The sequence below is a fragment of the Salmonella sp. NW1250 genome (assembly GCF_051812965.1).
In the GTDB taxonomy this organism is placed as follows: domain Bacteria; phylum Pseudomonadota; class Gammaproteobacteria; order Enterobacterales; family Enterobacteriaceae; genus Salmonella; species Salmonella enterica.
In genome coordinates, this window is the sequence record NZ_JAMNDD010000013.1 from 60,404 (window position 1) to 83,694 (window position 23,291).

22 protein-coding genes are annotated in these 23,291 nt (G+C 54.0%); 14 read left to right on the forward strand and 8 right to left on the reverse strand.

The window, feature by feature from the left end:
- Positions 1–12 precede the first annotated feature (12 nt).
- Both NBA72_RS19710 and dusC read left to right on the forward strand, forming a co-directional pair.
- Complete coding sequence (locus NBA72_RS19710) at positions 13–1,206, forward strand: 3-hydroxybenzoate 6-monooxygenase (RefSeq protein WP_000150103.1); 1,194 nt, start codon at positions 13–15, stop codon at positions 1,204–1,206.
- Between the two features lie 108 nt (positions 1,207–1,314).
- Positions 1,315–2,253, forward strand: a complete 939-nt coding sequence (gene dusC, locus NBA72_RS19715) for a tRNA dihydrouridine(16) synthase DusC (RefSeq protein WP_001264839.1) — start codon at positions 1,315–1,317, stop codon at positions 2,251–2,253.
- A 57-nt stretch (positions 2,254–2,310) separates the two neighbouring features.
- Here the strand turns inward: dusC and yohP are convergent, their stop codons facing one another.
- Positions 2,311–2,394: a small membrane protein YohP gene (gene yohP / locus NBA72_RS19720; RefSeq protein ID WP_000698460.1), complete on the reverse strand. Its 84-nt coding sequence runs from the start codon at positions 2,392–2,394 to the stop codon at positions 2,311–2,313.
- A 317-nt stretch (positions 2,395–2,711) separates the two neighbouring features.
- Here yohP and mdtQ point away from each other — a divergent pair, with 317 nt between their 5' ends.
- Complete coding sequence (gene mdtQ / locus NBA72_RS19725) at positions 2,712–4,148, forward strand: multidrug resistance outer membrane protein MdtQ (protein WP_042949018.1); 1,437 nt, start codon at positions 2,712–2,714, stop codon at positions 4,146–4,148.
- Positions 4,149–4,213: 65 nt separating this feature from the next.
- Positions 4,214–4,975, forward strand: coding sequence for an SDR family oxidoreductase (locus NBA72_RS19730; protein WP_000169608.1), 762 nt, complete (start codon positions 4,214–4,216; stop codon positions 4,973–4,975).
- 48 nt (positions 4,976–5,023) lie between these two features.
- Here NBA72_RS19730 and NBA72_RS19735 read toward each other — a convergent pair whose 3' ends face one another.
- Positions 5,024–5,593 (reverse strand): DedA family protein, encoded by a 570-nt coding sequence (locus NBA72_RS19735; protein WP_001523476.1) that lies wholly within the window; start codon positions 5,591–5,593, stop codon positions 5,024–5,026.
- 158 nt (positions 5,594–5,751) lie between these two features.
- Between NBA72_RS19735 and NBA72_RS19740 the strand changes: the two genes are divergently transcribed.
- Together NBA72_RS19740 and pbpG are read left to right on the forward strand one after the other, a co-directional pair.
- Positions 5,752–6,339 (forward strand): Yip1 family protein, encoded by a 588-nt coding sequence (locus NBA72_RS19740; RefSeq protein WP_042949019.1) that lies wholly within the window; start codon positions 5,752–5,754, stop codon positions 6,337–6,339.
- 165 nt (positions 6,340–6,504) lie between these two features.
- Positions 6,505–7,452, forward strand: a complete 948-nt coding sequence (pbpG, locus tag NBA72_RS19745) for a D-alanyl-D-alanine endopeptidase (protein WP_000911555.1) — start codon at positions 6,505–6,507, stop codon at positions 7,450–7,452.
- Between the two features lie 58 nt (positions 7,453–7,510).
- Here the strand turns inward: pbpG and dld are convergent, their stop codons facing one another.
- On the reverse strand, positions 7,511–9,241 hold the full coding sequence (dld, locus tag NBA72_RS19750) for a D-lactate dehydrogenase (RefSeq protein ID WP_042949020.1): 1,731 nt from the start codon (positions 9,239–9,241) through the stop codon (positions 7,511–7,513).
- Positions 9,242–9,507: 266 nt separating this feature from the next.
- Between dld and bglX the strand changes: the two genes are divergently transcribed.
- From bglX to NBA72_RS19775, 5 genes are all read left to right on the forward strand, one after another.
- A complete protein-coding gene (gene bglX, locus NBA72_RS19755) occupies positions 9,508–11,805 on the forward strand; it encodes a beta-glucosidase BglX (protein WP_000871554.1) in 2,298 nt (765 codons plus the stop codon).
- A gap of 180 nt (positions 11,806–11,985) precedes the next feature.
- Positions 11,986–12,903, forward strand: a complete 918-nt coding sequence (gene osmF / locus NBA72_RS19760; RefSeq protein WP_000155876.1) for a glycine betaine ABC transporter substrate-binding protein OsmF — start codon at positions 11,986–11,988, stop codon at positions 12,901–12,903.
- A gap of 3 nt (positions 12,904–12,906) precedes the next feature.
- A complete protein-coding gene (locus NBA72_RS19765) occupies positions 12,907–14,076 on the forward strand; it encodes an ABC transporter permease (RefSeq protein ID WP_023181940.1) in 1,170 nt (389 codons plus the stop codon).
- Positions 14,069–15,016 (forward strand): ABC transporter ATP-binding protein, encoded by a 948-nt coding sequence (locus tag NBA72_RS19770; protein ID WP_000569166.1) that lies wholly within the window; start codon positions 14,069–14,071, stop codon positions 15,014–15,016. The genes NBA72_RS19765 and NBA72_RS19770 overlap by 8 nt, the downstream gene beginning before the upstream one ends.
- Positions 15,000–15,731 carry an ABC transporter permease gene (locus NBA72_RS19775; RefSeq protein WP_000824854.1) on the forward strand — a complete coding sequence of 244 codons (732 nt, stop codon included), beginning with the start codon at positions 15,000–15,002 and terminating at the stop codon, positions 15,729–15,731. Before NBA72_RS19770 ends, NBA72_RS19775 begins: the two co-directional genes overlap by 17 nt.
- Here the strand turns inward: NBA72_RS19775 and NBA72_RS19780 are convergent.
- A complete protein-coding gene (locus NBA72_RS19780) occupies positions 15,712–15,819 on the reverse strand; it encodes a protein YohO (RefSeq protein WP_001261696.1) in 108 nt (35 codons plus the stop codon). The genes NBA72_RS19775 and NBA72_RS19780 overlap by 20 nt on opposite strands.
- A gap of 59 nt (positions 15,820–15,878) precedes the next feature.
- Entirely contained in the window at positions 15,879–16,610 is a 732-nt protein-coding gene (mlrA, locus tag NBA72_RS19785) for an HTH-type transcriptional regulator MlrA (RefSeq protein ID WP_001240418.1), read from the reverse strand.
- Between the two features lie 222 nt (positions 16,611–16,832).
- On the opposite strand from mlrA, the gene NBA72_RS19790 reads away from it, so the two are divergent.
- Genes NBA72_RS19790 through NBA72_RS19800 form a run of 3 tightly spaced genes read left to right on the forward strand, consistent with a single transcriptional unit; the run spans position 16,833 to position 19,748 of the window.
- Positions 16,833–18,518, forward strand: coding sequence for a sensor histidine kinase (locus NBA72_RS19790; protein WP_000272845.1), 1,686 nt, complete (start codon positions 16,833–16,835; stop codon positions 18,516–18,518).
- Positions 18,515–19,234 (forward strand): two-component system response regulator BtsR, encoded by a 720-nt coding sequence (btsR, locus tag NBA72_RS19795; protein ID WP_000598637.1) that lies wholly within the window; start codon positions 18,515–18,517, stop codon positions 19,232–19,234. The genes NBA72_RS19790 and btsR overlap by 4 nt, the downstream gene beginning before the upstream one ends.
- A 46-nt stretch (positions 19,235–19,280) precedes the next feature.
- Positions 19,281–19,748 (forward strand): DUF1456 family protein, encoded by a 468-nt coding sequence (locus tag NBA72_RS19800; RefSeq protein WP_042949021.1) that lies wholly within the window; start codon positions 19,281–19,283, stop codon positions 19,746–19,748.
- 56 nt (positions 19,749–19,804) lie between these two features.
- Here NBA72_RS19800 and NBA72_RS19805 read toward each other — a convergent pair whose 3' ends face one another.
- The 3 genes from NBA72_RS19805 to metG all read right to left on the reverse strand — a co-directional run bounded on the left by NBA72_RS19805 (position 19,805) and on the right by metG (position 23,239).
- Positions 19,805–20,335, reverse strand: a complete 531-nt coding sequence (locus NBA72_RS19805) for a YehR family lipoprotein (RefSeq protein WP_001197951.1) — start codon at positions 20,333–20,335, stop codon at positions 19,805–19,807.
- Positions 20,336–20,506: 171 nt separating this feature from the next.
- Positions 20,507–20,965, reverse strand: coding sequence for a YehR family lipoprotein (locus NBA72_RS19810; RefSeq protein WP_000703137.1), 459 nt, complete (start codon positions 20,963–20,965; stop codon positions 20,507–20,509).
- Between the two features lie 240 nt (positions 20,966–21,205).
- Positions 21,206–23,239, reverse strand: a complete 2,034-nt coding sequence (gene metG / locus NBA72_RS19815) for a methionine--tRNA ligase (RefSeq protein WP_000195334.1) — start codon at positions 23,237–23,239, stop codon at positions 21,206–21,208.
- Positions 23,240–23,291 lie beyond the last annotated feature (52 nt).

The following is a 23,291-nucleotide window of genomic DNA, read 5'->3' on the forward strand; positions in this document are numbered from 1 at the left end:
AGGAGAATGACCATGACTCACGTGACAAGCGCAATTATTGTAGGTGGCGGAATCGGCGGCGCGGCGACCGCGCTGTCGCTGGCGCGCCAGGGAATAAAAGTCATGCTGCTGGAAAAAGCGCACGAAATTGGCGAGATTGGCGCGGGTATTCAGCTTGGGCCGAACGCTTTTTCGGCGCTGGATAGTCTCGGTGTGGGCGATGTTGCCCGCCAGCGTGCGGTGTTTACCGATCACATTACCATGATGGATGCCGTGAATGCCGAAGAAGTGGTATGCATTGAAACCGGACAGGCGTTCCGTGACCATTTTGGCGGGCCGTATGCGGTAATTCACCGGGTAGATATTCATGCAACGGTATGGGAAGCGGTGCTGACGCACCCTGGCGTGGAGTATCGTACCTCGACCCATATTGTCGATATCCGCCAGACGCCGGATGACGTTACGGTGTTTGATGAGCAGGGAAATAGCTGGACGGCGGATATTCTTGTGGGCTGCGACGGCGTTAAATCGGTCGTGCGGCAAAGTTTACTCGGCGACGCGCCGCGCGTAACGGGGCATGTAGTCTATCGGGCGGTGATTGATTGCGACGATATGCCGGACGATTTACGTATTAACGCACCGGTGCTGTGGGCAGGCCCGCATTGCCACCTGGTTCATTATCCGCTGCGCGGAGGCCAACAGTACAATCTGGTGGTGACATTCCACAGCCGCCAGCAAGAAGAGTGGGGCGTGAAAGACGGCAGTAAAGAAGAGGTGCTCTCTTATTTTGCCGGTATTCATCCCCGCCCGCGTCAGATGTTGGACAAGCCGACCTCCTGGCGCCGCTGGTCGACCGCCGATCGCGAGCCGGTCGCGAAATGGGGAACCGAGCGTATCACTCTGGTGGGCGACGCCGCGCATCCGGTGGCGCAATATATGGCCCAGGGCGCCTGTATGGCGCTGGAAGACGCCGTCACGCTGGGCAAAGCGCTGGAACGCTGCGACGGCGACGCGCAGCAGGCATTTGCGCTGTATGAGTCGGTGCGTATTCCCCGCACGGCGCGTATCGTCTGGTCTACCCGCGAGATGGGGCGTCTCTATCACGCCGCCGGGGTGGAGCGTCAGGTGCGTAATCTGCTGTGGAAAGGGAAATCGCAGGAGGCGTTTTATCGCGGTATCGAATGGCTGTACGGCTGGAAAGAAGATAACTGTCTTGAGCCGCGTTGAGCACTTTACGTGACGTAGCGTGGCGTTTGTGCCGCCACCCGGCAAAAAGTTTTGCTCATCGCAGAGAGGCGTTATGATAGCGCCTCTTTTTTTGCTGTGGATACCGATATGCGTGTTTTACTGGCGCCGATGGAAGGCGTGCTCGACGCGTTAGTGCGCGAGCTGCTGACCGAAGTGAATGATTACGATCTCTGCATCACCGAATTTGTGCGCGTGGTGGATCAGCTGCTGCCGGTAAAAGTGTTTCATCGCATCTGCCCGGAGTTGCATCACGCCAGCCGCACGCCGTCCGGCACGCCGGTGCGTATTCAGCTTCTGGGCCAGCATCCGCAGTGGCTGGCGGAAAACGCCGCGCGGGCGACGGCGTTGGGATCGTATGGCGTGGACCTGAACTGCGGCTGTCCGTCAAAAGTGGTGAACGGCAGCGGCGGCGGCGCGACATTGCTCAAAGATCCCGAACTCATCTATCAGGGCGCGAAAGCGATGCGGGCCGCGGTACCGTCGCATCTGCCGGTGACGGTAAAAGTGCGTCTCGGCTGGGATAGCGGCGATAGAAAATTTGAAATCGCTGATGCGGTGCAGCAGGCCGGCGCCAGTGAACTGGTGGTGCATGGTCGTACCAAAGCGCAGGGCTACCGCGCCGAGCATATCGACTGGCAGGCGATCGGCGAAATACGCCAGCGTCTGACTATTCCGGTTATCGCTAATGGCGAAATCTGGGACTGGCAGAGCGCGCAGGCATGTATGGCGACCAGCGGCTGCGATGCGGTGATGATTGGCCGTGGGGCGTTAAATATTCCTAACCTGAGCCGGGTGGTGAAGTATAACGAACCGCGTATGCCGTGGCCGGAAGTGGTGACGTTATTACAAAAATATACCCGGCTGGAAAAGCAGGGCGATACCGGTTTATACCATGTCGCGCGTATTAAACAGTGGTTGGGATATTTACGTAAGGAATATATTGAGGCGACGGAACTCTTTCAGTCGATTCGGGCGTTAAACCGTTCGTCCGAGATTGCGCGGGCGATTCAGGCTATTAAAATCTAATCTCTACAGCGTCCAGAACGTGTGCCGGACAGATACTATCGCTGCCCGGCGCAGGAATCAGAAAATCATCTTAAACACGCCCGTTACCACCAACAGCCCAATCAGAAAAATAATTAAGATTGCCCATAGAAGAATTTTCATTGTTTGTCCCTTTATTGGTAAATACAAACAAAGTATAGGAAAGTATTAAGCCATCTGCTGCCTTGTTGGGCGTGGCGACGTTTAACTCATGAAGGCTGCTGGCGCGTATTGCAGCAAAATCGTTCATTTATTAACGGGTTAATGGGACTTTACATTGAATCATTACATCAAAAAATGTATCAGATGAAATTATTTTCTAATCATATAAATTTCAAAATATGTCTTTTGTTGTCTGATGATGTATTGCCACGCGTAACTAAAAAATAGATCGTCGTAAGACGTACTCTCTGCGCACCTTTTTTTATCAGAACACCTCCATGAATCGTAATTCTTTCCTTGCCGCGACAGCGAGCTTACCGCTTTTTATTTTGCTGGCGGGCTGCGCCCCAATGCACGATACCCGCCAGTCGCTGACCCAGCAGACGCCCTCTTCTCATGTTGATTCCAGCCTGCCGGCGGCATTGAAAAACGGTTGGCCGGATAGCCAGTGGTGGAAGGCGTATCACGATACGCAGCTTGACGCGCTGATTGATAATGCCATACAGCATTCGCCGGATATGCAGGTGGCTGAACAGCGTATTCAACTGGCGGAAGCGCAGGCGAAAGCGGTTGAGGCGCAGGACGGCCCGCAGCTCGACTTTTCTGCCGACATTGAGCGCCAGCGAATGTCCGCGGAAGGACTGATGGGGCCATTCGCGATTACCGACCCCGCGGCGGGAACGACCGGGCCGTGGTATACCAACGGTACATTCGGCCTGACGGCGGGCTGGGATCTGGATTTATGGGGGAAAAACCGCGCTGAAGTTACCGCGCGGATCGGGGCGGTCAAAGCGCGCGAAGCGGAGCAGGAGCAGACCCGACAATTGCTGGCAAGCGGCGTGGCGCGACTCTACTGGGAGTGGCAGACGCAGGCGGCGCTGAAAAATGTGCTGATGCAAATCGAGCAAGAGCAGCAAAACGTGGTGACGGTAAACCGGGAGCTGTATCAACACGGTATTACTTCTTCTGTTGAAGGGGTCGAGACCGATATCGACGCCAGCAAAACCCAGCAGCAGCTGAATGACGTTAACGGTAAAATGAAGGTTATTGAAGCGCGGCTCAGCGCGTTAACCAATACGCAATCGGCGGCGCTCAAGCTGCGTCAGGTGAGTCTCCCCGCCGTTGAAAGCCAGTTACCGTCGCAACTGGGCTATTCTTTGCTGGCGCGCCGGGCGGATCTACAGGCCGCGCACTGGTACATTGAATCCTCGTTGAGCAGCATTGACGCCGCGAAGGCCGCGTTTTATCCCGATATCAATCTGATGGCTTTTTTACAGCAGGATGCGTTACATCTGAGCGATCTGTTCCGCCATTCCGCACAGCAATATGGCATTACCGGCGGGCTAACGCTGCCGATTTTCGACAGCGGCAGGCTGAATGCCAACCTCGATATCGCCAAAGCGCAAAGCAACCTTTCTATCGCCAACTACAACAAAGCGGTGGTAGATGCGGTTAATGATGTGGCGCGCGCCGCCAGTCAGGTAGAGACGCTGGCGCAGAAAAACCAGCATCAGCAGCAGATTGAGCATGACGCGCAGCGTGTGGTCGGTCTGGCGCAAGCGCGCTTTAATGCCGGCATTATTGCGGGTTCCCGCGTGAGCGAGGCCAAAATCCCGGCACTGCGCGAGCAGTGTAACGGCTTGCTGTTGCAGGGCCAGTGGCTGGATGCCTCCATTCAGCTTACCAGCGCGCTGGGCGGCGGTTATCATTCCTGATTTTTCCGGATGATTCAGACAGGGTTCCTATACTTAGGCTGTGTATGAATCATCCGGAGAGGAATATGACCAAAGTTGCAATTGTAACGGCATCAGATTCGGGAATTGGCAAAGCTTGTGCGTTGTTATTAGCACAAAACGGTTTTGATATTGGTATCACCTGGCATTCCGATGAACGCGGCGCGCAGGAGACGGCGAAAAAAGCGGCGCAATTTGGTGTGCGGGCAGAGACCATTCATCTTGACCTGAGCCAGTTACCCGAGGGCGCGCAGGCCATTGAACATCTTATCCAGCGCCTGGGGCGCGTTGACGTGCTGGTCAATAATGCCGGGGCGATGACCAAATCCGCGTTTATTGATATGCCGTTTACGCAGTGGCGGCAAATTTTTACTGTGGACGTCGACGGCGCGTTTCTCTGCGCGCAGATCGCCGCCCGGCATATGATTAAACAAGGAGAGGGAGGGCGCATTATCAACATCACCTCCGTCCATGAGCATACGCCGCTTCCGCAAGCCAGCGCCTATACCGCGGCGAAACATGCGCTGGGGGGATTGACTAAATCCATGGCGCTGGAACTGATTGAACATCATATTTTGGTCAACGCCGTCGCGCCAGGCGCTATCGCCACGCCGATGAATGATATGGATGACAGCGACATTGAGCCGGGATCGGAACCCTCGATCCCTATTGCCCGACCGGGTTCTACGCATGAAATAGCCAGCCTCGTCGCCTGGCTGTGTTCGGAAGGCGCAAGCTATACCACCGGTCAGTCGCTGATTGTCGACGGCGGGTTTATGCTGGCGAATCCGCAATTCAACGCAAAATAAACGCCGGGTGCCGGATGGCGGCGTTATGCCATCCGGATACCATCAGGTTTAACGGGCCTCCGCTTTGCCGCGTCTTTTCAGCCACCAGCGCACGCCCACCACCAGGACGATGGCCAGAATCAGCCAGACCCCGTGCCTGAGATGCTGATCGAGGTCGTGCAGCCATGGCGCGATCACCTCGCCGCCAAGATATCCCAGCGTGGTAAACAGCAGCGCCCAGATCAGCGCGCCTACAATATTCAGCGGCAGAAAAATTTTAGGCGGCAGGCGGCTGGCGCCAATCAGCAGCGGGCCAACCACCCGGAAGCCATACATAAAACGCGTGCCGATCACAAACAGATACGGATGGCGTTGGATCATTTTCTGTGCGCGACGAATCTTCGTATGATAACGCGGGAAACGACGCAGGATCTTCCCGCCATAGCATCGTCCTAACAGGTAAAGTAGCTGATCGCCCATCATCCCTCCCAGCGCGACGGCCGCCGCCACCAGCGGAAACTTGAGCAATCCCTGATGCGCCGCGACGCCCCCCAACAGGGTAACGGTTTCACCTTCGGCCATACTGCCGATAACCAGCGCCGCATATCCATAATGCGTAATAAGCGTGTTGATATCCATGCGTAAACCACCTCCGGCATTAAGCATACACCCTGGCAAGAGGCGTGCGCGGCAAAGCCGACGTTTTGCCGGAGACTATTTTGCCATTGCTCATAAAATAACCAGAAACTGAATTATACTTGAACATACTGGCATCTGAGGCAGCAGAAGGGGGCAGTATGAACCATGTATGGGGGCTTTTTTCCCATCCCGATCGGGAAATGCAGGTGATCAAAAGCGAAAACGAAACCGTTTCGCATCACTATACGCACCATGTTTTGCTGATGGCGGCGATTCCCGTCGTCTGCGCCTTTATCGGCACGACGCAAATCGGCTGGAATTTTGGCGGCGGCAACGTGTTACAACTCTCGCTGTTTACCGCTTTTGCGCTGGCGGTCTTGTTCTACGGCGTGATGCTGGCGGGCGTCGCGGTGATGGGACGCGTCATCTGGTGGATGGCGCGAAACTATCCGCAACGGCCATCGCTTGCGCGCTGTATGGTTTTTGCCGGCTATGTCGCGACGCCGCTGTTTTTAAGTGGTCTGGTGGCGCTCTATCCCCTGGTATGGCTATGCGCACTGGTCGGCGCTGTCGCGCTCTTTTACACCGGCTATTTGCTGTATTTGGGTATTCCGACTTTCCTTAACATTAATAGAGAGGAAGGATTAAGCTTCTCCAGTTCGACGCTCGCTATCGGCGTGCTGGTCCTGGAGGTGCTACTGGCGATCACCGTGATCCTGTGGGGATACGGCTACCGCCTGTTCTGATGCGAAAAAGGGCTGGCGCAAAAGCCAGCAATGCAGCATTTGCTGACGATTCTTCTGTAGCGGCAACGCTGGCGTGCCGCTATGATGCCACTGCTAGCTTGAGTATAATCTTAGCTCAGGCGGTGTGCGTTACGACGCGCGTGAATCATTATCAGAAATCTCATCATGCTGAAATTCCGAGCTTCATTCCTGAGCCTTGCTCTGATGTTGGCCGTTCCTTTTGCCCCGCAGGCTGTGGCGAAAACGGCAGCGACAACCGCGGCGTCTCAACCTGAGATTGCCTCCGGTAGCGCAATGATTGTTGATCTCAACACCAATAAAGTGATCTATTCGAACCACCCGGATCTGGTGCGTCCGATTGCCTCGATAACCAAATTAATGACAGCGATGGTCGTGCTCGACGCGCGATTGCCGCTGGATGAAATACTGAAGGTCGATATCAGCCAGACGCCGGAAATGAAAGGGGTTTACTCCCGCGTGCGCCTGAACAGCGAAATTAGCCGCAAAAATATGTTGCTGCTGGCGTTGATGTCATCCGAAAACCGTGCGGCGGCAAGCCTGGCGCACTATTATCCCGGCGGTTATAACGCATTTATTAAAGCGATGAATGCGAAGGCGAAAGCGCTGGGCATGACGCATACCCGCTTTGTTGAGCCGACGGGGCTGTCGATTCATAACGTCTCGACCGCGCGGGATTTAACAAAATTGCTGATTGCCACGAAGCAATACCCGCTGATTGGCCAGCTAAGCACCACGCGCGAAGATATGGCGACATTCTCGCATCCGGCGTATACGCTGCCGTTTCGCAATACCAACCATTTGGTCTACCGTGATAACTGGAATATCCAGTTAACGAAAACCGGCTTTACCAATGCGGCGGGGCATTGCCTGGTGATGCGTACCGTGATCAATAACAAACCGGTCGCGCTGGTGGTCATGGATGCGTTCGGCAAATATACCCACTTTGCGGACGCCAGTCGCCTGCGTACATGGATTGAAACCGGTAAAGTCATGCCCGTTCCGGCTGCCGCGCTGAGCTATAAAAAGCAAAAAGCCGCGCAAATGGCGGCAGCCAGCGCCAGCGCCGGAGCGCAAACCGCACAGAACGATTAAGTCGCCGCAGGCCCGGCAGGCATCGCGCCGCCGGGCATTCACGGTAAACCGCACGGTGTTAATGCGTTTCGTCGGGCGTATTTTCCTGCCAGAATTTCCGCTTACTCGTTTTGCCGATACCGGGGTTCATACTGTTGGTTGGGTCATTTTGCCGATAAAAACGCGTCAGCGTTTCCGGCGCTTTATACAGATGTCCCACGTTGTGCTCCGCCGGGTATTGTGCCCCGCGCGCCTGCAACAGCTCCAGCATTTGCGCTTTCAGCGCATGGACGTCGACGCCTTTCTTCACGATATAGTCCTGATGAAAAACGTGGCACATAAAGTGGCCGTAATAGAGTTTATGTACCAGTTGGCTGTCGATTTCCGGCGGCAGATGCTCGAACCAGTCGGTATCGTTGCGGCGCAGAGCGATATCCAGCGCCAGAATATCTTCCACTTCATCAGCGTGTACGGCCTGATAACGAATCGCCGCGCCAGCAGCGGCGAAGCGGTGCAGGAAGGCTTTGCTGCCTTCTTCCGGCGTACAGGTGAAGAAACCGCCCTCAGCGGATTTAAAAAATTCATTCAGCCAGCGTTGCGCTTCTGCGACGCCGTCTCCCGCCATTTTTAACAGCAGATGATGCTCATATTTATCGCGCCAGTTTTTCATTCGCGGCGGCAGATGGCTGGGAAACAGGTGGCCGAATTTCTGCATCGCGCGGTCGGTGAAATGCGGACGGAAAAATTTTACTTTTTCCAGCATCGCATCGGTTCGGCCTTTTAGCGTGAAAAAGAATGGCATCTTGTCGGTGCCGAGTTTATCGATCATCAGAAAGGTATCTTTACCGTACTGCTCCGCAATATCGTAGATACCGCGATGCATATATTCTCCCGCCACTGGCAGATTGTCGAAGTTCGCCAGAATATGCCGACGGATTTCAGTCAGTACCGCGGGCTGATTGGTGCCGATATAAAAAACCTGCTGATTTTTTTCCGCTGCAAAGGTATCAAGGCGAACGGCAAAAACCGCCAGTTTTCCGGCGCAGCCGGAAGATTCAAACAAACGGTCCGGGTCGGCGTTATAGCGGGCGGGCGTATCGGCGTTGATATCTCGTACCCGCGTCACGTAGTCGTGATCGTGCGCATGACGACCATCGTGACGCACATCCTCATCTTTAATCCGTTCATCATCCAGCTTGCTCAGGATCTGCTCCGGGGTATGCCCAAGATCGATACCCAGATGATTGACCAGTTGCAGTTTGCCTTGCTCGTCAATACGGGCAAAGAGCGACATCTCGGTATAGGCCGGGCCGCGCTGCACCAGCGAGCCGCCGGAGTTATTACAGATGCCGCCGATGACCGACGCGCCGATACACGACGAACCAATCACCGAGTGCGGTTCACGGCCCAGCGGTTTAAGCGCTTTTTCCAGCGCATAGAGCGTCGTACCGGGCCAGGCCAGAACCTGTTGGCCGTTATCCAGTAAGTGCAGCTTATCCAGCCGCTGGGTGCTGATAATCACAATATCGCGATCGTAGTCGTTGCCGTTCGGCGTGGAGCCTTCCGTCAGACCGGTGTTGGCGGCCTGCATCAGAATAATTTTGTCAGCGTTAACGCAGGCGTTGAGCACACGCCACAGTTCCAGTAACGAACCCGGGAAAACAACGGCCAGCGCGTCGCCCTGACCGGAACGGAAACCCTTGCGATAGCGGGCGGTTTTGGCGGGGTCTGTCAGCAGGTGAGAATGGCCTACCAGGCGGGCCAGCTCATTCAGGAACGTTTTATTATCAGTCATTGTTATGGAAGACATTCTCCACTCCTTGTGGTGGGACAAAATATCAGCGTTAAGCATAGCGCTTGGTATGACAATACGCTTTCTCATTCAAATTGTCTCTGTGTTGGTGGTATTCATTTGCCGCCTTGATACCATTTGCTGGCGGTTGCGTATTCGACTGTGCGGAAAATTAGGAGAATAACCTTCGCTTTCTTCTCCTCTCGCGTTTAGGCTTATGGCAAACTGCGGTTTTTATTCTGTTTTTACCGCCTCGTCGGGATAAAGATAAAGAGAGACTCAACATGAAATGGTTATGTTCAGTAGGTGTTGCTGTGAGTCTGGCGATGCAGCCAGCATTGGCGGAAAACCTGTTTGGCAATCACCCGCTGACGCCTGAAGCGCGCGACGCGTTCGTCACCGATTTACTCAAGAAAATGACTGTCGATGAAAAAATTGGTCAGTTACGTCTGATCAGCGTCGGCCCTGATAACCCGAAAGAAGCGATTCGCGAGATGATCAAAGACGGGCAGGTAGGGGCGATTTTCAATACCGTCACCCGCCAGGATATCCGTCAAATGCAGGATCAGGTGATGGCATTGAGCCGCCTGAAAATTCCTCTCTTTTTTGCCTATGACGTGGTACACGGCCAGCGAACCGTCTTCCCGATAAGCCTCGGTCTGGCTTCTTCTTTTAATCTGGATGCGGTAAGAACCGTAGGACGCGTATCGGCGTATGAAGCGGCGGACGACGGTCTGAATATGACCTGGGCGCCGATGGTGGATGTCTCCCGGGATCCGCGTTGGGGACGCGCCTCCGAAGGCTTTGGCGAAGATACATATTTAACCTCCATCATGGGCGAAACCATGGTGAAAGCGATGCAGGGCAAAAGTCCGGCGGATCGCTATTCGGTGATGACCAGCGTGAAACATTTTGCCGCCTATGGCGCCGTTGAAGGTGGTAAAGAATACAACACCGTGGATATGAGTTCCCAGCGTCTGTTTAATGACTATATGCCGCCTTACAAAGCGGGGCTGGATGCGGGGAGCGGCGCGGTGATGGTGGCGCTGAACTCGCTGAACGGCACGCCTGCGACGTCAGATTCCTGGCTATTGAAAGATGTCCTGCGCGATGAGTGGGGCTTTAAGGGAATTACCGTTTCCGACCACGGCGCTATTAAAGAACTGATTAAACACGGCACCGCGGCCGACCCGGAAGATGCGGTGCGCGTGGCGCTAAAGGCAGGGGTGGATATGAGCATGGCGGATGAGTATTACAGCAAATATCTGCCGGGTCTGATTAAATCGGGCAAAGTGACGATGGCGGAACTGGACGACGCGACGCGCCATGTGCTCAACGTAAAATATGACATGGGATTGTTTAACGACCCCTATAGCCATCTGGGGCCGAAAGAGAGCGACCCGGTGGACACCAATGCCGAAAGCCGCCTGCATCGTAAAGAGGCGCGGGAAGTGGCGCGGGAAAGTGTGGTACTGCTGAAAAACCGGCTGGAAACGCTGCCGTTGAAAAAATCGGGCACCATTGCCGTTGTTGGGCCGCTGGCCGACAGTCAACGTGATGTAATGGGAAGCTGGTCTGCTGCTGGGGTTGCGAATCAGTCGGTGACGGTGCTGGCGGGTATTCAAAATGCCGTCGGCGACGGGGCGAAGATCCTCTATGCCAAAGGGGCGAATATCACTAACGATAAAGATATCGTCGATTTCTTAAACCTGTATGAAGAGGCGGTGAAAATCGATCCGCGCTCACCGCAGGCGATGATTGATGAGGCGGTGCAGGCGGCGAAACAGGCCGATGTGGTGGTCGCGGTGGTAGGCGAGTCGCAGGGGATGGCGCATGAAGCCTCCAGCCGTACCAATATCACCATTCCGCAGAGTCAGCGCGACTTAATCACCGCTCTGAAAGCCACCGGTAAGCCGCTGGTACTGGTATTAATGAACGGTAGACCGCTGGCGCTGGTAAAAGAAGATCAACAGGCCGATGCGATTCTGGAGACCTGGTTTGCCGGGACGGAAGGCGGCAACGCCATTGCCGATGTGCTGTTTGGCGATTACAACCCGTCAGGCAAATTGCCGATCTCCTTCCCGCGTTCGGTGGGACAAATTCCGGTCTATTACAGCCATCTCAATACGGGACGCCCGTATAATCCTGAAAAGCCAAACAAATACACCTCACGTTATTTTGACGAAGCGAATGGCCCGCTCTATCCGTTTGGTTACGGTCTGAGCTACACCACATTTACGGTGTCTGACGTCACGCTCTCCTCACCGACAATGCAACGCGACGGCAAAGTCACGGCCAGCGTAGAGGTCACGAACACCGGTAAACGCGAAGGGGCTACGGTCATCCAGATGTACTTACAGGATGTCACGGCGTCAATGAGCCGCCCGGTGAAGCAATTAAAAGGCTTTGAAAAAATCACCCTCAAGCCCGGCGAACGTAAAACCGTGAGTTTCCCGATTGATATCGAGGCGTTGAAGTTCTGGAATCAGCAGATGAAGTATGACGCGGAACCCGGCAAGTTCAACGTCTTTATCGGCGTGGATTCCGCTCGCGTTAAACAAGGATCGTTCGAGCTACTGTAAGCCTGCCGTCAACAGGGCGCGATAGCTGCGCCCTGTCTGGCAATGACTTTTCCTGTCCCCCCTTTTATTGCCTGCCACGTCACTTAAACTGGCGGAAAATCCCAGGTTAAACGCAGACTTTTCAACTATGCTTTTTTCTCAAGTCTCTGAAAAAGGCCGTAAAAGGATGAGGAAAGCATCATGACGATCTCAAAGCTATGGGTAAGTTCGCTGGCGTTGCTGGCGACGGTGAGTTTACCTCTACAGGCGGCATCGCCCGTGACGGTCGGGTCAAAGATTGATACCGAAGGCGCGCTGCTCGGCAACATGATTTTGCAGGTACTGGAAAGCCACGGCGTTAAAACGGTCAATAAAATTCAGCTCGGGACGACGCCAGTCGTTCGTGGCGCGATTACCGCCGGAGAGCTGGATATCTATCCGGAATACACCGGTAACGGGGCGTTCTTTTTTAAAGATGAAAACGATCCGGCATGGAAAAATGCAAAGCAAGGCTTTGAGAAAGTCAAAAAACTGGATGCGGAGCAGAATAAGCTGGTCTGGTTGACGCCTGCGCCGGCCAACAACACCTGGACCATCGCGGTACGCCAGGACATCGCGGAAAAAAATAAACTCTCCTCGCTTGCCGATCTCAGCCGTTATCTGAAAGAGGGCGGCACTTTTAAACTGGCGGCGTCTGCGGAATTTATCGAACGGGCGGATGCGCTGCCGGCATTTGAAAAAGCCTATGATTTTACCTTGAATCAGAACCAGCTCTTGTCGCTGGCGGGCGGCGATACGGCGGTCACGATCAAAGCCGCCGCGCAACAAACATCCGGCGTTAACGCCGCGATGGCGTATGGCACCGACGGCCCGGTCGCCGCGCTGGGTCTGCAAACCCTGAGCGACCCGAAAGGCGTCCAGCCTATCTATGCCCCCGCGCCGGTTGTGCGTGAATCGGTGTTACAGGCCTATCCGCAGATAGCCGACTGGCTGCAGCCCGTTTTCGCCAGCCTTGATGAGAAAACGCTGCAACAGTTGAACGCCAGAATCGCCGTAGAAGGGCTGGATGCGAAAAAAGTCGCCGCAGATTACCTCCGACAAAAAGGGTGGGTGAAGTAATCTGTGAGTGATGCTGCCAAAAAAATCACGGTTAATCGTGTGCTGTTGCTGTTGGTTGTTCTGACCCTGCTTGCTGTCGCGCTGCCTTTCATTAATTACGCCCCGAATCGTCTGGTGAGCGGCGAGGGGCGCCAGTTATGGGAGATCTGGCCGGCGACCATCTGGATGCTGACTGGCGCGGGATGCGCGCTGTTTACGCTGTGCTTTGTACCCGGTAAACGCGGTAGCGTACTGACGCTGATGATGGCGCAGACGCTTTTTATTGTCATGCTGTGGGGAGTCGGCAGGGCGGCGACCCAGTTGGCGCAGGAGGGCAGTCCGCTGGCGCGTACCAGTCTGGGAAGTGGATTGTGGCTGGGCCTCGGTCTGATGCTGCTGGCCTGTAGCGATGCGATCCGCCGTATTACCACTGGGCCGCTGTGGCGCTGGTTGCTGCACGCGCAAATTGTCATTGTCCCGCTGGCGCTGCTGTTTTCAGGCACGTTCGACAACCTCTCGCTTCTGAAAGAGTATACCAACCGCCAGGATGTTTTCGATGCCGCGCTGGTGCAACATTTGATGTTACTGGCGGGCACGGTGCTGCCGGCGCTGGCGATCGGACTACCGTTGGGCGTCTGGTGTTATTTTTCCGCCTCACGCCAGGGGCCGGTGTTTACCGTGCTGAATGTGATCCAGACCATTCCTTCGGTCGCGCTGTTTGGCCTGCTGATTGCGCCGTTGGCCGGGCTGGTGAAACAGTTTCCGTGGCTTGCCGCATTCGGCGTCGCGGGAACCGGCATGACGCCTGCGCTGATAGCGCTGGTGCTCTATGCGTTATTGCCGCTGGTGCGCGGCGTGGTCGCCGGGCTCAATCAGGTGCCGCGCGATGTGCTGGAGAGCGCAAGAGCCATGGGAATGAGTAGCGGCCAGCGCTTCAGGCATGTGCAACTGCCACTGGCGCTGCCGGTCTTTTTACGTAGCCTGCGGGTAGTCATGGTTCAGACAGTGGGAATGGCCGTCGTCGCCGCGCTGATTGGCGCGGGAGGTTTCGGCGCGTTGGTGTTTCAGGGGCTATTGAGCAGCGCCATTGATTTAGTCCTGTTGGGCGTCATTCCGGTGATTGCGCTGGCGGTAATGATCGACGCGCTGTTTGATTTATGGATCGCGTTTTTGAAGGGAGCAACCGATGATTGAATTTAACCATGTCAGTAAAACCTTCGGCGATCAACAGGCTGTTAGCGACCTCAATTTGCACTTTAGCGAAGGCAGCTTTTCGGTGTTAATTGGCACCTCCGGTTCGGGAAAATCGACCACTCTGAAGATGATTAACCGGCTGGTAGAGCATGATAGCGGAACGATCCGTTTTGCCGGGGAAGAGATCCGCAGCCTGCCGGTGCTTGAACTGCGCCGTCGCATGGGCTATGCCATTCAGTCTATCGGTCTTTTTCCCCACTGGACGGTGGCGCAAAATATCGCCACCGTACCGCAACTACAAAAGTGGTCGCGTGCGCGGATTAACGATCGTATTGATGAACTGATGGCATTATTGGGTCTGGAAAGCGCGCTGCGCGATCGCTATCCGCATCAGCTTTCCGGCGGGCAACAGCAGCGGGTCGGCGTTGCGCGGGCGCTGGCTGCCGATCCGCAGGTATTGCTGATGGACGAGCCTTTCGGCGCGCTTGATCCGGTAACGCGCGGCGCATTGCAGCAGGAGATGACCCGCATTCATCAGCTACTGGGACGCACCATCGTACTGGTGACGCACGACATCGACGAGGCGCTACGCCTCGCCGACCATCTGGTGCTGATGGACGGGGGCCACGTTATCCAACAGGGATCGCCGCTTTCTATGCTGACCTCGCCGGAAAATGATTTCGTGCAGGCGTTTTTTGGCCGCAGCGAGCTGGGCGTAAGGCTGCTTTCGTTACGTAGCGTAGGCGATTATGTACGTCGGCATGAACAGCTCAGCGGCGACGCGCTGGTGGAAGAGATGACGCTACGTGATGCGCTATCGATGTTTGTCGCCCGTCGGTGCGACGTCCTGCCGGTGGCGAATCAGCAGGGCGAGCCCTGCGGTACGCTCCATTTCCGCGATCTGCTTTCGGAGACGTCCCCCCGTGAAACGACTGTGTGATCCGCTTCTCTGGCTTATTGTTCTGTTCTTGCTTCTGCTGTTTGGATTGCCTTATAGCCAGCCGTTCTTCGCCGCGCTGTTTCCCGATTTACCGCGCCCGGTCTACCAACAGGAGAGTTTTGCCGCCCTCGCGCTCGCCCATTTCTGGTTGGTGGGCATCTCAAGTTTGTTTGCCGTCGTGGTGGGCGTCGGCGCAGGGATTGCGGTCACGCGAGAAAGTGGGAAAGAGTTTCGTCCCCTGGTGGAGACTATCGCCGCCGTCGGGCAGACCTTTCCGCCGGTCGCGGTACTGGCGATCGCGGTACCCGTCATGGGTTTTGGTCAGCAACCGGCCATTATCGCCTTGATCCTGTATGGGGTGTTGCCCATCCTGCAGGCGACCCTGGCAGGGCTGGGCGCGGTGCCTGCCAGCGTGATGAGCGTTGCCAGCGGTATGGGAATGAGCCGTCGCCAACAGTTGTATCAGGTTGAGCTGCCGCTGGCCGCGCCGGTGATTCTGGCGGGCATCCGAACCTCGGTGATTATCAATATTGGTACGGCGACCATCGCTTCAACGGTGGGGGCCAGTACGTTAGGCACGCCGATCATTATCGGGCTTAGCGGCTTTAATACGGCCTATGTTATCCAGGGGGCGCTGCTGGTGGCGCTGGCGGCGATCATTATCGACCGCCTGTTTGAAAGGCTGACGCGCGCGCTTACCCGGCACGCAAAATAAAACTGTAACCTGCCAGCATCACGCCGCCGATACCGCCAATAGCCATCAGCAGGAAAAGGGCGATCACCCCGATTTTCGCTACGCGCATTATGTACTCCTTATGTTAATAAAAGGAGTATACATTAAAGCGAATTTGTTAGCTGCTGTTTAAACGCCAAGGGGATGAATGTCGCGTCCCTGGGCGCGCCATGCCAGGAGTTGCTGCTGCTGCGCCAGCGTCTGGTTTTCTCCGCACCATACCAGTAACGTCTTGCCGTCAAACAGTTCCGGGCGGAACTGGCTAAGCGAATGCGCCAGCACGTCGATTCGCCATCCCTGTTGGCTGGCGACCCAACCTTCCAGCCACAGGCGGGTGGTATCATGGATATTCCAGCCGATCACCAACGCATCTTTTCCCTGTTTCTTACGCGCAGACGCCAGGCAGAGCGCAATATAGTTGATCAGGATACCGTCAAGAATGCCGAGCAGCGCCTGAAGGGCGGGTTGTTGGCACTGTAATCGTCGCCGCAGCGGGACGAACAGGTTAGTGGTCAATGTTTGGGCTGGATAATCCTGACCGCGTTCTTTGACCCATAGCCGTAAACTGTGCAGATTACTGCTTTGCAGGTAGTGCAGTAGGATCTCCTGCTGTTCGCGCCAGCCGTTAGGTTGTTCGCTACTGTCGCTACTGAGCAGCACTTTGACTTTGCTGACCTGGACGCCGTTATCTATCCAGCGCTTGATTTCGCGGATTCTGTCGATATCGGCATCGTTAAACAGACGATGACCGCCATCCGTTCGCTGTGGTTTTAAAAGTCCATAACGTCTCTGCCACGCGCGCAACGTGACAGGATTGATATCACAAAGCAAAGCCACTTCACCAATTGTGTAAAGCGCCATCGTTTCACCCTTGCTCGCGAGGTCCCGGTTTAACTTTAGACGCTCTTTTACGAACCAGGAAGTTTTGCCTGTTTTTTATGCATTAAAACGCGAAGTAGCGGGTTGCGGCGGGGTGTTTAAGTGATCGTATTCACGAATTCATATTTTTATGCAACAGTTCAAAGAAAGTTAATCGTACTCAATGTATGTTACGCGCTTTTAATTGAAGTGTGGTTTGCGGGTATGTACGAGTTTAATCTGGTGTTGCTGCTGCTTCAGCAGATGTGCGTGTTTCTGGTCATTGCGTGGCTAATGAGTAAAACGCGTCTGTTCATCCCGCTTATGCAGGTCACGGTTCGTCTGCCGCACAAGCTTCTGTGTTACGTCACGTTTTCTATCTTCTGCATCATGGGCACTTATTTTGGGCTGCATATCGAAGATTCGATTGCCAATACCCGCGCAATTGGCGCGGTGATGGGCGGCCTACTCGGCGGGCCGGTCGTCGGCGGGCTGGTCGGTCTGACCGGTGGGTTACATCGGTATTCTATGGGCGGCATGACGGCGCTGAGCTGTATGATTTCCACCATCGTCGAAGGGCTGCTGGGCGGGTTGGTACACAGCGTTCTCATACGTCGCGGACGCCCGGACAAAGTGTTTAGCCCGCTGACGGCGGGAGCAATTACGTGTATTGCCGAACTGGTGCAGATGCTGATCATTTTACTGATAGCCAGGCCGTTTGACGATGCCCTGCATCTGGTCAGTAATATTGCCGCGCCGATGATGGTGACGAATACCGTTGGCGCCGCGCTGTTCATGCGTATTTTGCTCGATAAGCGCGCCATGTTCGAAAAATATACTTCGGCATTTTCTGCTACCGCGCTGAAGGTCGCCGCGTCAACGGAGGGGATTCTGCGTCAGGGATTTAACGAAGTGAACAGTATGAAGGTGGCGCAGGTGTTATATCAGGAGCTGGATATTGGCGCCGTCGCCATCACCGATCGCGAAAAACTGCTGGCTTTTACCGGTATTGGCGACGATCACCATCTACCGGGCAAACCCATTTCATCAGGTTATACGCTGAAAGCAATTGAAACCGGAGAGGTGGTTTATGCCGATGGCAACGAAGTGCCGTACCGCTGTTCGCTACACCCGCAGTGTAAACTCGGCTCGACGCTGGTGATCCCGCTGCGTGGCGAAAATCAGCGAGTCATGGGCACCATTAAATTGTACGAAGCGAAAAACCGGCTGTTCAGCTCAATTAACCGCACCCTGGGAGAGGGTATTGCGCAGCTTTTATCCGCGCAGATCCTGGCCGGACAGTATGAACGGCAGAAGGCGTTGCTGACGCAGTCAGAGATCAAGCTGTTGCACGCGCAGGTGAATCCGCATTTTCTGTTTAATGCACTCAATACCATTAAAGCGGTGATTCGCCGCGACAGCGAACAGGCCAGCCAACTGGTGCAGTACTTGTCGACCTTTTTTCGCAAAAATTTAAAACGCCCGTCGGAAATCGTCACGCTGGCGGATGAAATTGAACACGTGAACGCTTATCTGCAAATTGAAAAAGCGCGCTTTCAGTCGCGTCTGCAGGTACAGCTTGATGTTCCATCGACGCTTTCACGTCAGAAATTGCCTGCGTTTACGTTACAGCCGATTGTTGAGAACGCCATTAAACATGGCACGTCGCAACTGCTTGATACCGGCAACGTCGCTATTCGCGCCCGGCGCGAAGGGCAGCATTTGATGTTAGATATTGAAGATAATGCGGGACTGTATCAGCCTTCCGCCGGCAGTAGCGGGCTGGGGATGAGTCTGGTGGATAAACGTCTGCGCGAACACTTTGGCGATGATTATGGTATTAGCGTGGCCTGCGAGCCGGACTGTTTTACCCGAATTACATTACGACTTCCACTGGAGGAGGACGCATGATTAAAGTGCTGATTGTGGATGATGAGCCGTTAGCGCGGGAAAATCTGCGGATTTTGCTCCAGGGGCAGGATGACATTGAGATTGTGGGAGAGTGCGCGAACGCGGTAGAAGCGATTGGCGCGGTACATAAGCTGCGACCTGATGTGCTGTTTCTGGATATTCAGATGCCGCGTATCAGTGGACTGGAGATGGTAGGAATGCTTGACCCGGAACACCGCCCGTATATCGTTTTTTTAACCGCGTTTGACGAATACGCCATCAAAGCCTTTGAAGAACACGCTTTTGATTATCTGCTCAAGCCGATAGAGGAGAAACGGCTGGAAAAAACGTTACATCGTCTGCGTCAGGAGCGCAGTAAACAGGATGTTTCGTTGTTGCCGGAAAACCAGCAGGCGCTTAAATTCATTCCCTGTACCGGACACAGCCGGATCTATTTGTTGCAAATGGATGATGTCGCCTTTGTCAGTAGCCGTATGAGCGGCGTTTATGTGACCAGCAGTGAAGGGAAAGAGGGGTTTACCGAGCTGACGCTGCGCACGCTGGAAAGCCGGACGCCGCTACTGCGTTGTCATCGTCAGTTTCTGGTGAATATGGCCCATTTGCAGGAAATTCGGCTGGAGGATAATGGGCAGGCAGAGCTGATTTTACGCAACGGCCTGACGGTGCCGGTAAGCCGTCGCTATCTGAAAAGTTTAAAAGAGGCGATTGGCCTGTAAAAGACTGTTAGAATATCGTTTTGCCATAGAAACGACCGAAGGCCTCATGCTGAGTAACGATATTCTGCGTAGCGTGCGCTACATTTTAAAAGCTAATAATACCGATCTGGCGCGTATCCTGGCGCTGGGTAACGTTGATGCTACGCCGGAGCAGATTGCAATCTGGTTGTGCAAAGAAGAGGAAGAGGGGTTTCAGCGTTGCCCGGATATCGTGTTGTCCTCATTTCTCAATGGCCTCATTTATGAAAAACGCGGCAAAGATGAGGCGGCGCCTGCATTGACGGCGGAACGTCGTATCAACAACAATATTGTGCTGAAAAAGCTGCGTATTGCCTTTTCGCTAAAAACAGATGATATCCTGGCGATACTTACCGGTCAGTTGTTTCGTGTCTCAATGCCAGAGATCACCGCGATGATGCGCGCGCCGGACCATAAGAACTTCCGCGAATGCGGCGATCAGTTTATGCGTTATTTTCTGCGCGGTCTGGCGGCCCGTGAACACGCGGCGAAGTAATTCTGCGGTATTGTTCCCGGCAGCGTCCTGTCTGACCGGGAAAACGCATTATTATACTAATTGATTCTATGATACCCGCTCTCTTCCAACAGTTTCTGCGAGCGAATCATTGACAGATAGTACGCGGAACAGTTGTCAATTGATGATCCTGGCAATTTACAGAGGTCGCTTATTTTTGCCTGGGTAAAATCAATATCCACATATTCCGTAGCATAGCTATCATAATAGTCGATTCGTTCAGTCAAACCCGGCATACCCTGATAAGCTTCGCCGACTTGACTCAGCATTTTTTGTGCTTCTTCTTTATTATTGGCTTTCAGGGTCTTATAAAGTAGTTTATGTTCAGATATTTGACGTAAAACGATATCCCCTTTGTAGTAATAGGTTAACTTGATTTCAATACCGTTGAGATTACCTACATAGCGTTGTGTTTCCTCTGACTCTTTGCTAGCGGCTATCTTCTTGATAAACGCTGTCATGTTATTTTGCTTTCCCTGGAGAGTATCGTTTTTCTGATCGCAGCCAGTTATGCTAACCGATAGAGAGAGCGCGAATAGTGGCAGTGCCATAAGACGTAGAACCTGCATAACAATTCCTTGTCGTTAAGTATTGGTGTGGCCAGGAATTCAGGGATTATAGGCTTTGGCGAGGGGACTTACAGCGAGGCTGTCTTTTTTCGGAATTCATAAAGAAAAGACGCTGCCGAAGCAGCGCCCTGAGCGACTTTACCAGTCGATGCAATACATTATGCCTGCCAGTTATTTCGCTTCTTTAAAACCAGCAGCTTCCAGCAGCGTCTGGGTTTGTTTCATGCTGATACCTTTGCTGGTATCGCCGGACACCATCGTCCCTGAGATTTGCTGTAACGCTTTAAAGTCCACTTTTTCCATATCCACAGAGACGTTTTCCTGGGCATAGGTATCTTCATAGGTTAATTTTTCTTCCACTCCGGCGATATTTTTATATTTCGCGCTCAGCGGATCGAGAATTTTGGCGGCATCTTCTTTCGTTTTAGCGCCTACAGTGGCATAGCTGATTTTACTTTCAGACGTCTGCTTAATGATTTTGTCACCTTTATAGGTGTAAGTAATTGAAATTTCTGTCCCCGCCAGGTTTGCGTTAAAGGTCTTTGATTCTTCTTTATCGCCACAGCCAGCAAGAGAGAACACCAGTACGGAAGCCAAAGCCGCGGACAATAACTTGCCAGAAATTTTCATCTAAAACTCCATTTTATATAATGATTGGGTTTTTAAAATAATTTCAATGAATTAATTTAACCCAGTAATAGCAATGTATCAGGGAGAGATAGAATATGACTTTTAGCCGTTATTTAGCAGTCCGGATATGGAGTCTTAGCGCTATTGCTTATTAAGGAAAAAGTTAAAACGCGCGGAGGGGGCGATATGCCAGTCAGGATTAAGCGGTTAAAAAAGCCGGAGCATGCTCCGGCTTGTTGCTTATTTCACCTGTTGGCCAGGCTTCGCGCCGTCATCAGGGCTTAACAGGAAGATATCTTTCCCGCCAGGTCCTGCGGCCATCACCATTCCCTCGGAGACGCCAAAGCGCATTTTACGCGGCGCGAGGTTGGCGACCATTACCGTCTGGCGGCCAATCAGCGCCTGCGGGTCCGGGTAGGCGGAACGAATGCCGGAGAAGACGTTACGCTTCTCGCCGCCCAGATCCAGCGTCAGGCGCAGCAATTTGTCAGAACCGTCTACGAACTCAGCATTTTCAATCAATGCTACGCGCAGGTCAATTTTGGCGAAATCGTCAAAGGTGATGGTTTCCTGAATCGGGAAGTCGGCTAACGGGCCGGTAACCGGCGCGGCTGCGGCTTTCACCTCTTCTTTAGACGCTTCAACCAGCGCTTCAACTTGCTTCATGTCGATGCGATTGTAGAGCGCCTTAAAGGTGTTGACCTTGTGACCGAGCAGCGGCTGTTCGATGGCATCCCAGTTCAGTTCGCTGTTCAGGAAGGCTTCAACGCGTTCAGAAAGCGTCGGCAGTACCGGTTTCAGATACGTCATCAGCACGCGGAACAGGTTGATGCCCATCGAGCAAATGGCCTGCAGGTCCGCGTCGCGGCCTTCCTGTTTAGCCACCACCCACGGCGCTTGCTCGTCAACATAACGGTTAGCGACGTCGGCCAGCGCCATAATCTCACGGATAGCTTTGCCGAATTCACGACTTTCCCATGCTTCGCCAATCACCGCAGCGGCGTCAGTAAAGGTTTTATACAATTGCGGATCGGCCAGTTCAGCCGCCAGCACGCCGTCGAAACGCTTATTGATAAAGCCTGCGTTACGGGATGCCAGGTTGACTACTTTATTGACGATATCGGCATTGACGCGCTGGACAAAGTCTTCCAGGTTCAGGTCGATGTCATCAATGCGTGAAGAAAGCTTCGCGGTGTAGTAGTAGCGCAGGCTGTCGGCGTCAAAGTGTTTCAGCCAGGTGCTGGCCTTAATAAAGGTGCCGCGCGACTTAGACATCTTCGCGCCGTTCACCGTCACGTAACCGTGAACGAACAGGTTGGTCGGCTTACGGAAGTGGCTGCCTTCCAGCATGGCAGGCCAGAACAGGCTGTGGAAATAGACGATGTCTTTGCCGATAAAGTGATACAGCTCGGCGTCGGAGTCTTTTTTCCAGTACTCATCAAAACTGGTCGTGTCACCGCGCTTATCACACAGATTTTTGAAGGAGCCCATATAGCCAATCGGCGCGTCCAGCCAGACGTAGAAATATTTGCCCGGCGCGTTCGGGATTTCGAAACCAAAATACGGCGCGTCGCGGGAAATGTCCCACTGCTGGAGGCCGGATTCAAACCACTCCTGCATTTTGTTCGCCACCTGCTCCTGCAGCGCGCCGCTGCGGGTCCACGCCTGCAGCATTTCGCTGAATGACGGTAGGTCAAAGAAAAAGTGCTCGGAGTCACGCATTACCGGCGTCGCGCCGGACACCACGGATTTCGGCTCGATAAGTTCGGTCGGGCTGTAAGTTGCGCCGCAGACTTCACAGTTATCGCCGTACTGGTCCGCGGATTTACATTTCGGGCAGGTGCCTTTCACAAATCGGTCCGGCAGGAACATGCCTTTTTCCGGATCGTAGAGTTGAGAAATAGTGCGGTTCTTAATAAAACCGTTCTCTTTCAGGCGCGTATAAATCAACTCGGACAGCTCGCGATTCTCGTCGCTGTGCGTTGAGTGGTAGTTGTCGTAGCTAATATTAAAACCGGCGAAATCGGTCTGGTGCTCCTGGCTCATTTCACCGATCATTTGCTCCGGCGTAATACCAAGCTGCTGCGCTTTCAGCATGATCGGCGTGCCATGAGCGTCATCGGCACAGATGAAGTTAACCTCATGGCCGCGCATTCGCTGGTAACGGACCCAGACATCAGCCTGGATGTGCTCCAGCATATGGCCGAGGTGGATAGAGCCGTTGGCGTACGGCAGCGCGCACGTTACCAGAATTTTCTTCGCGACTTGAGTCATAGTGGGTATTACTTCTTCTGTTGTAAAAAAGGGCTTTGATAGTACCAAAATG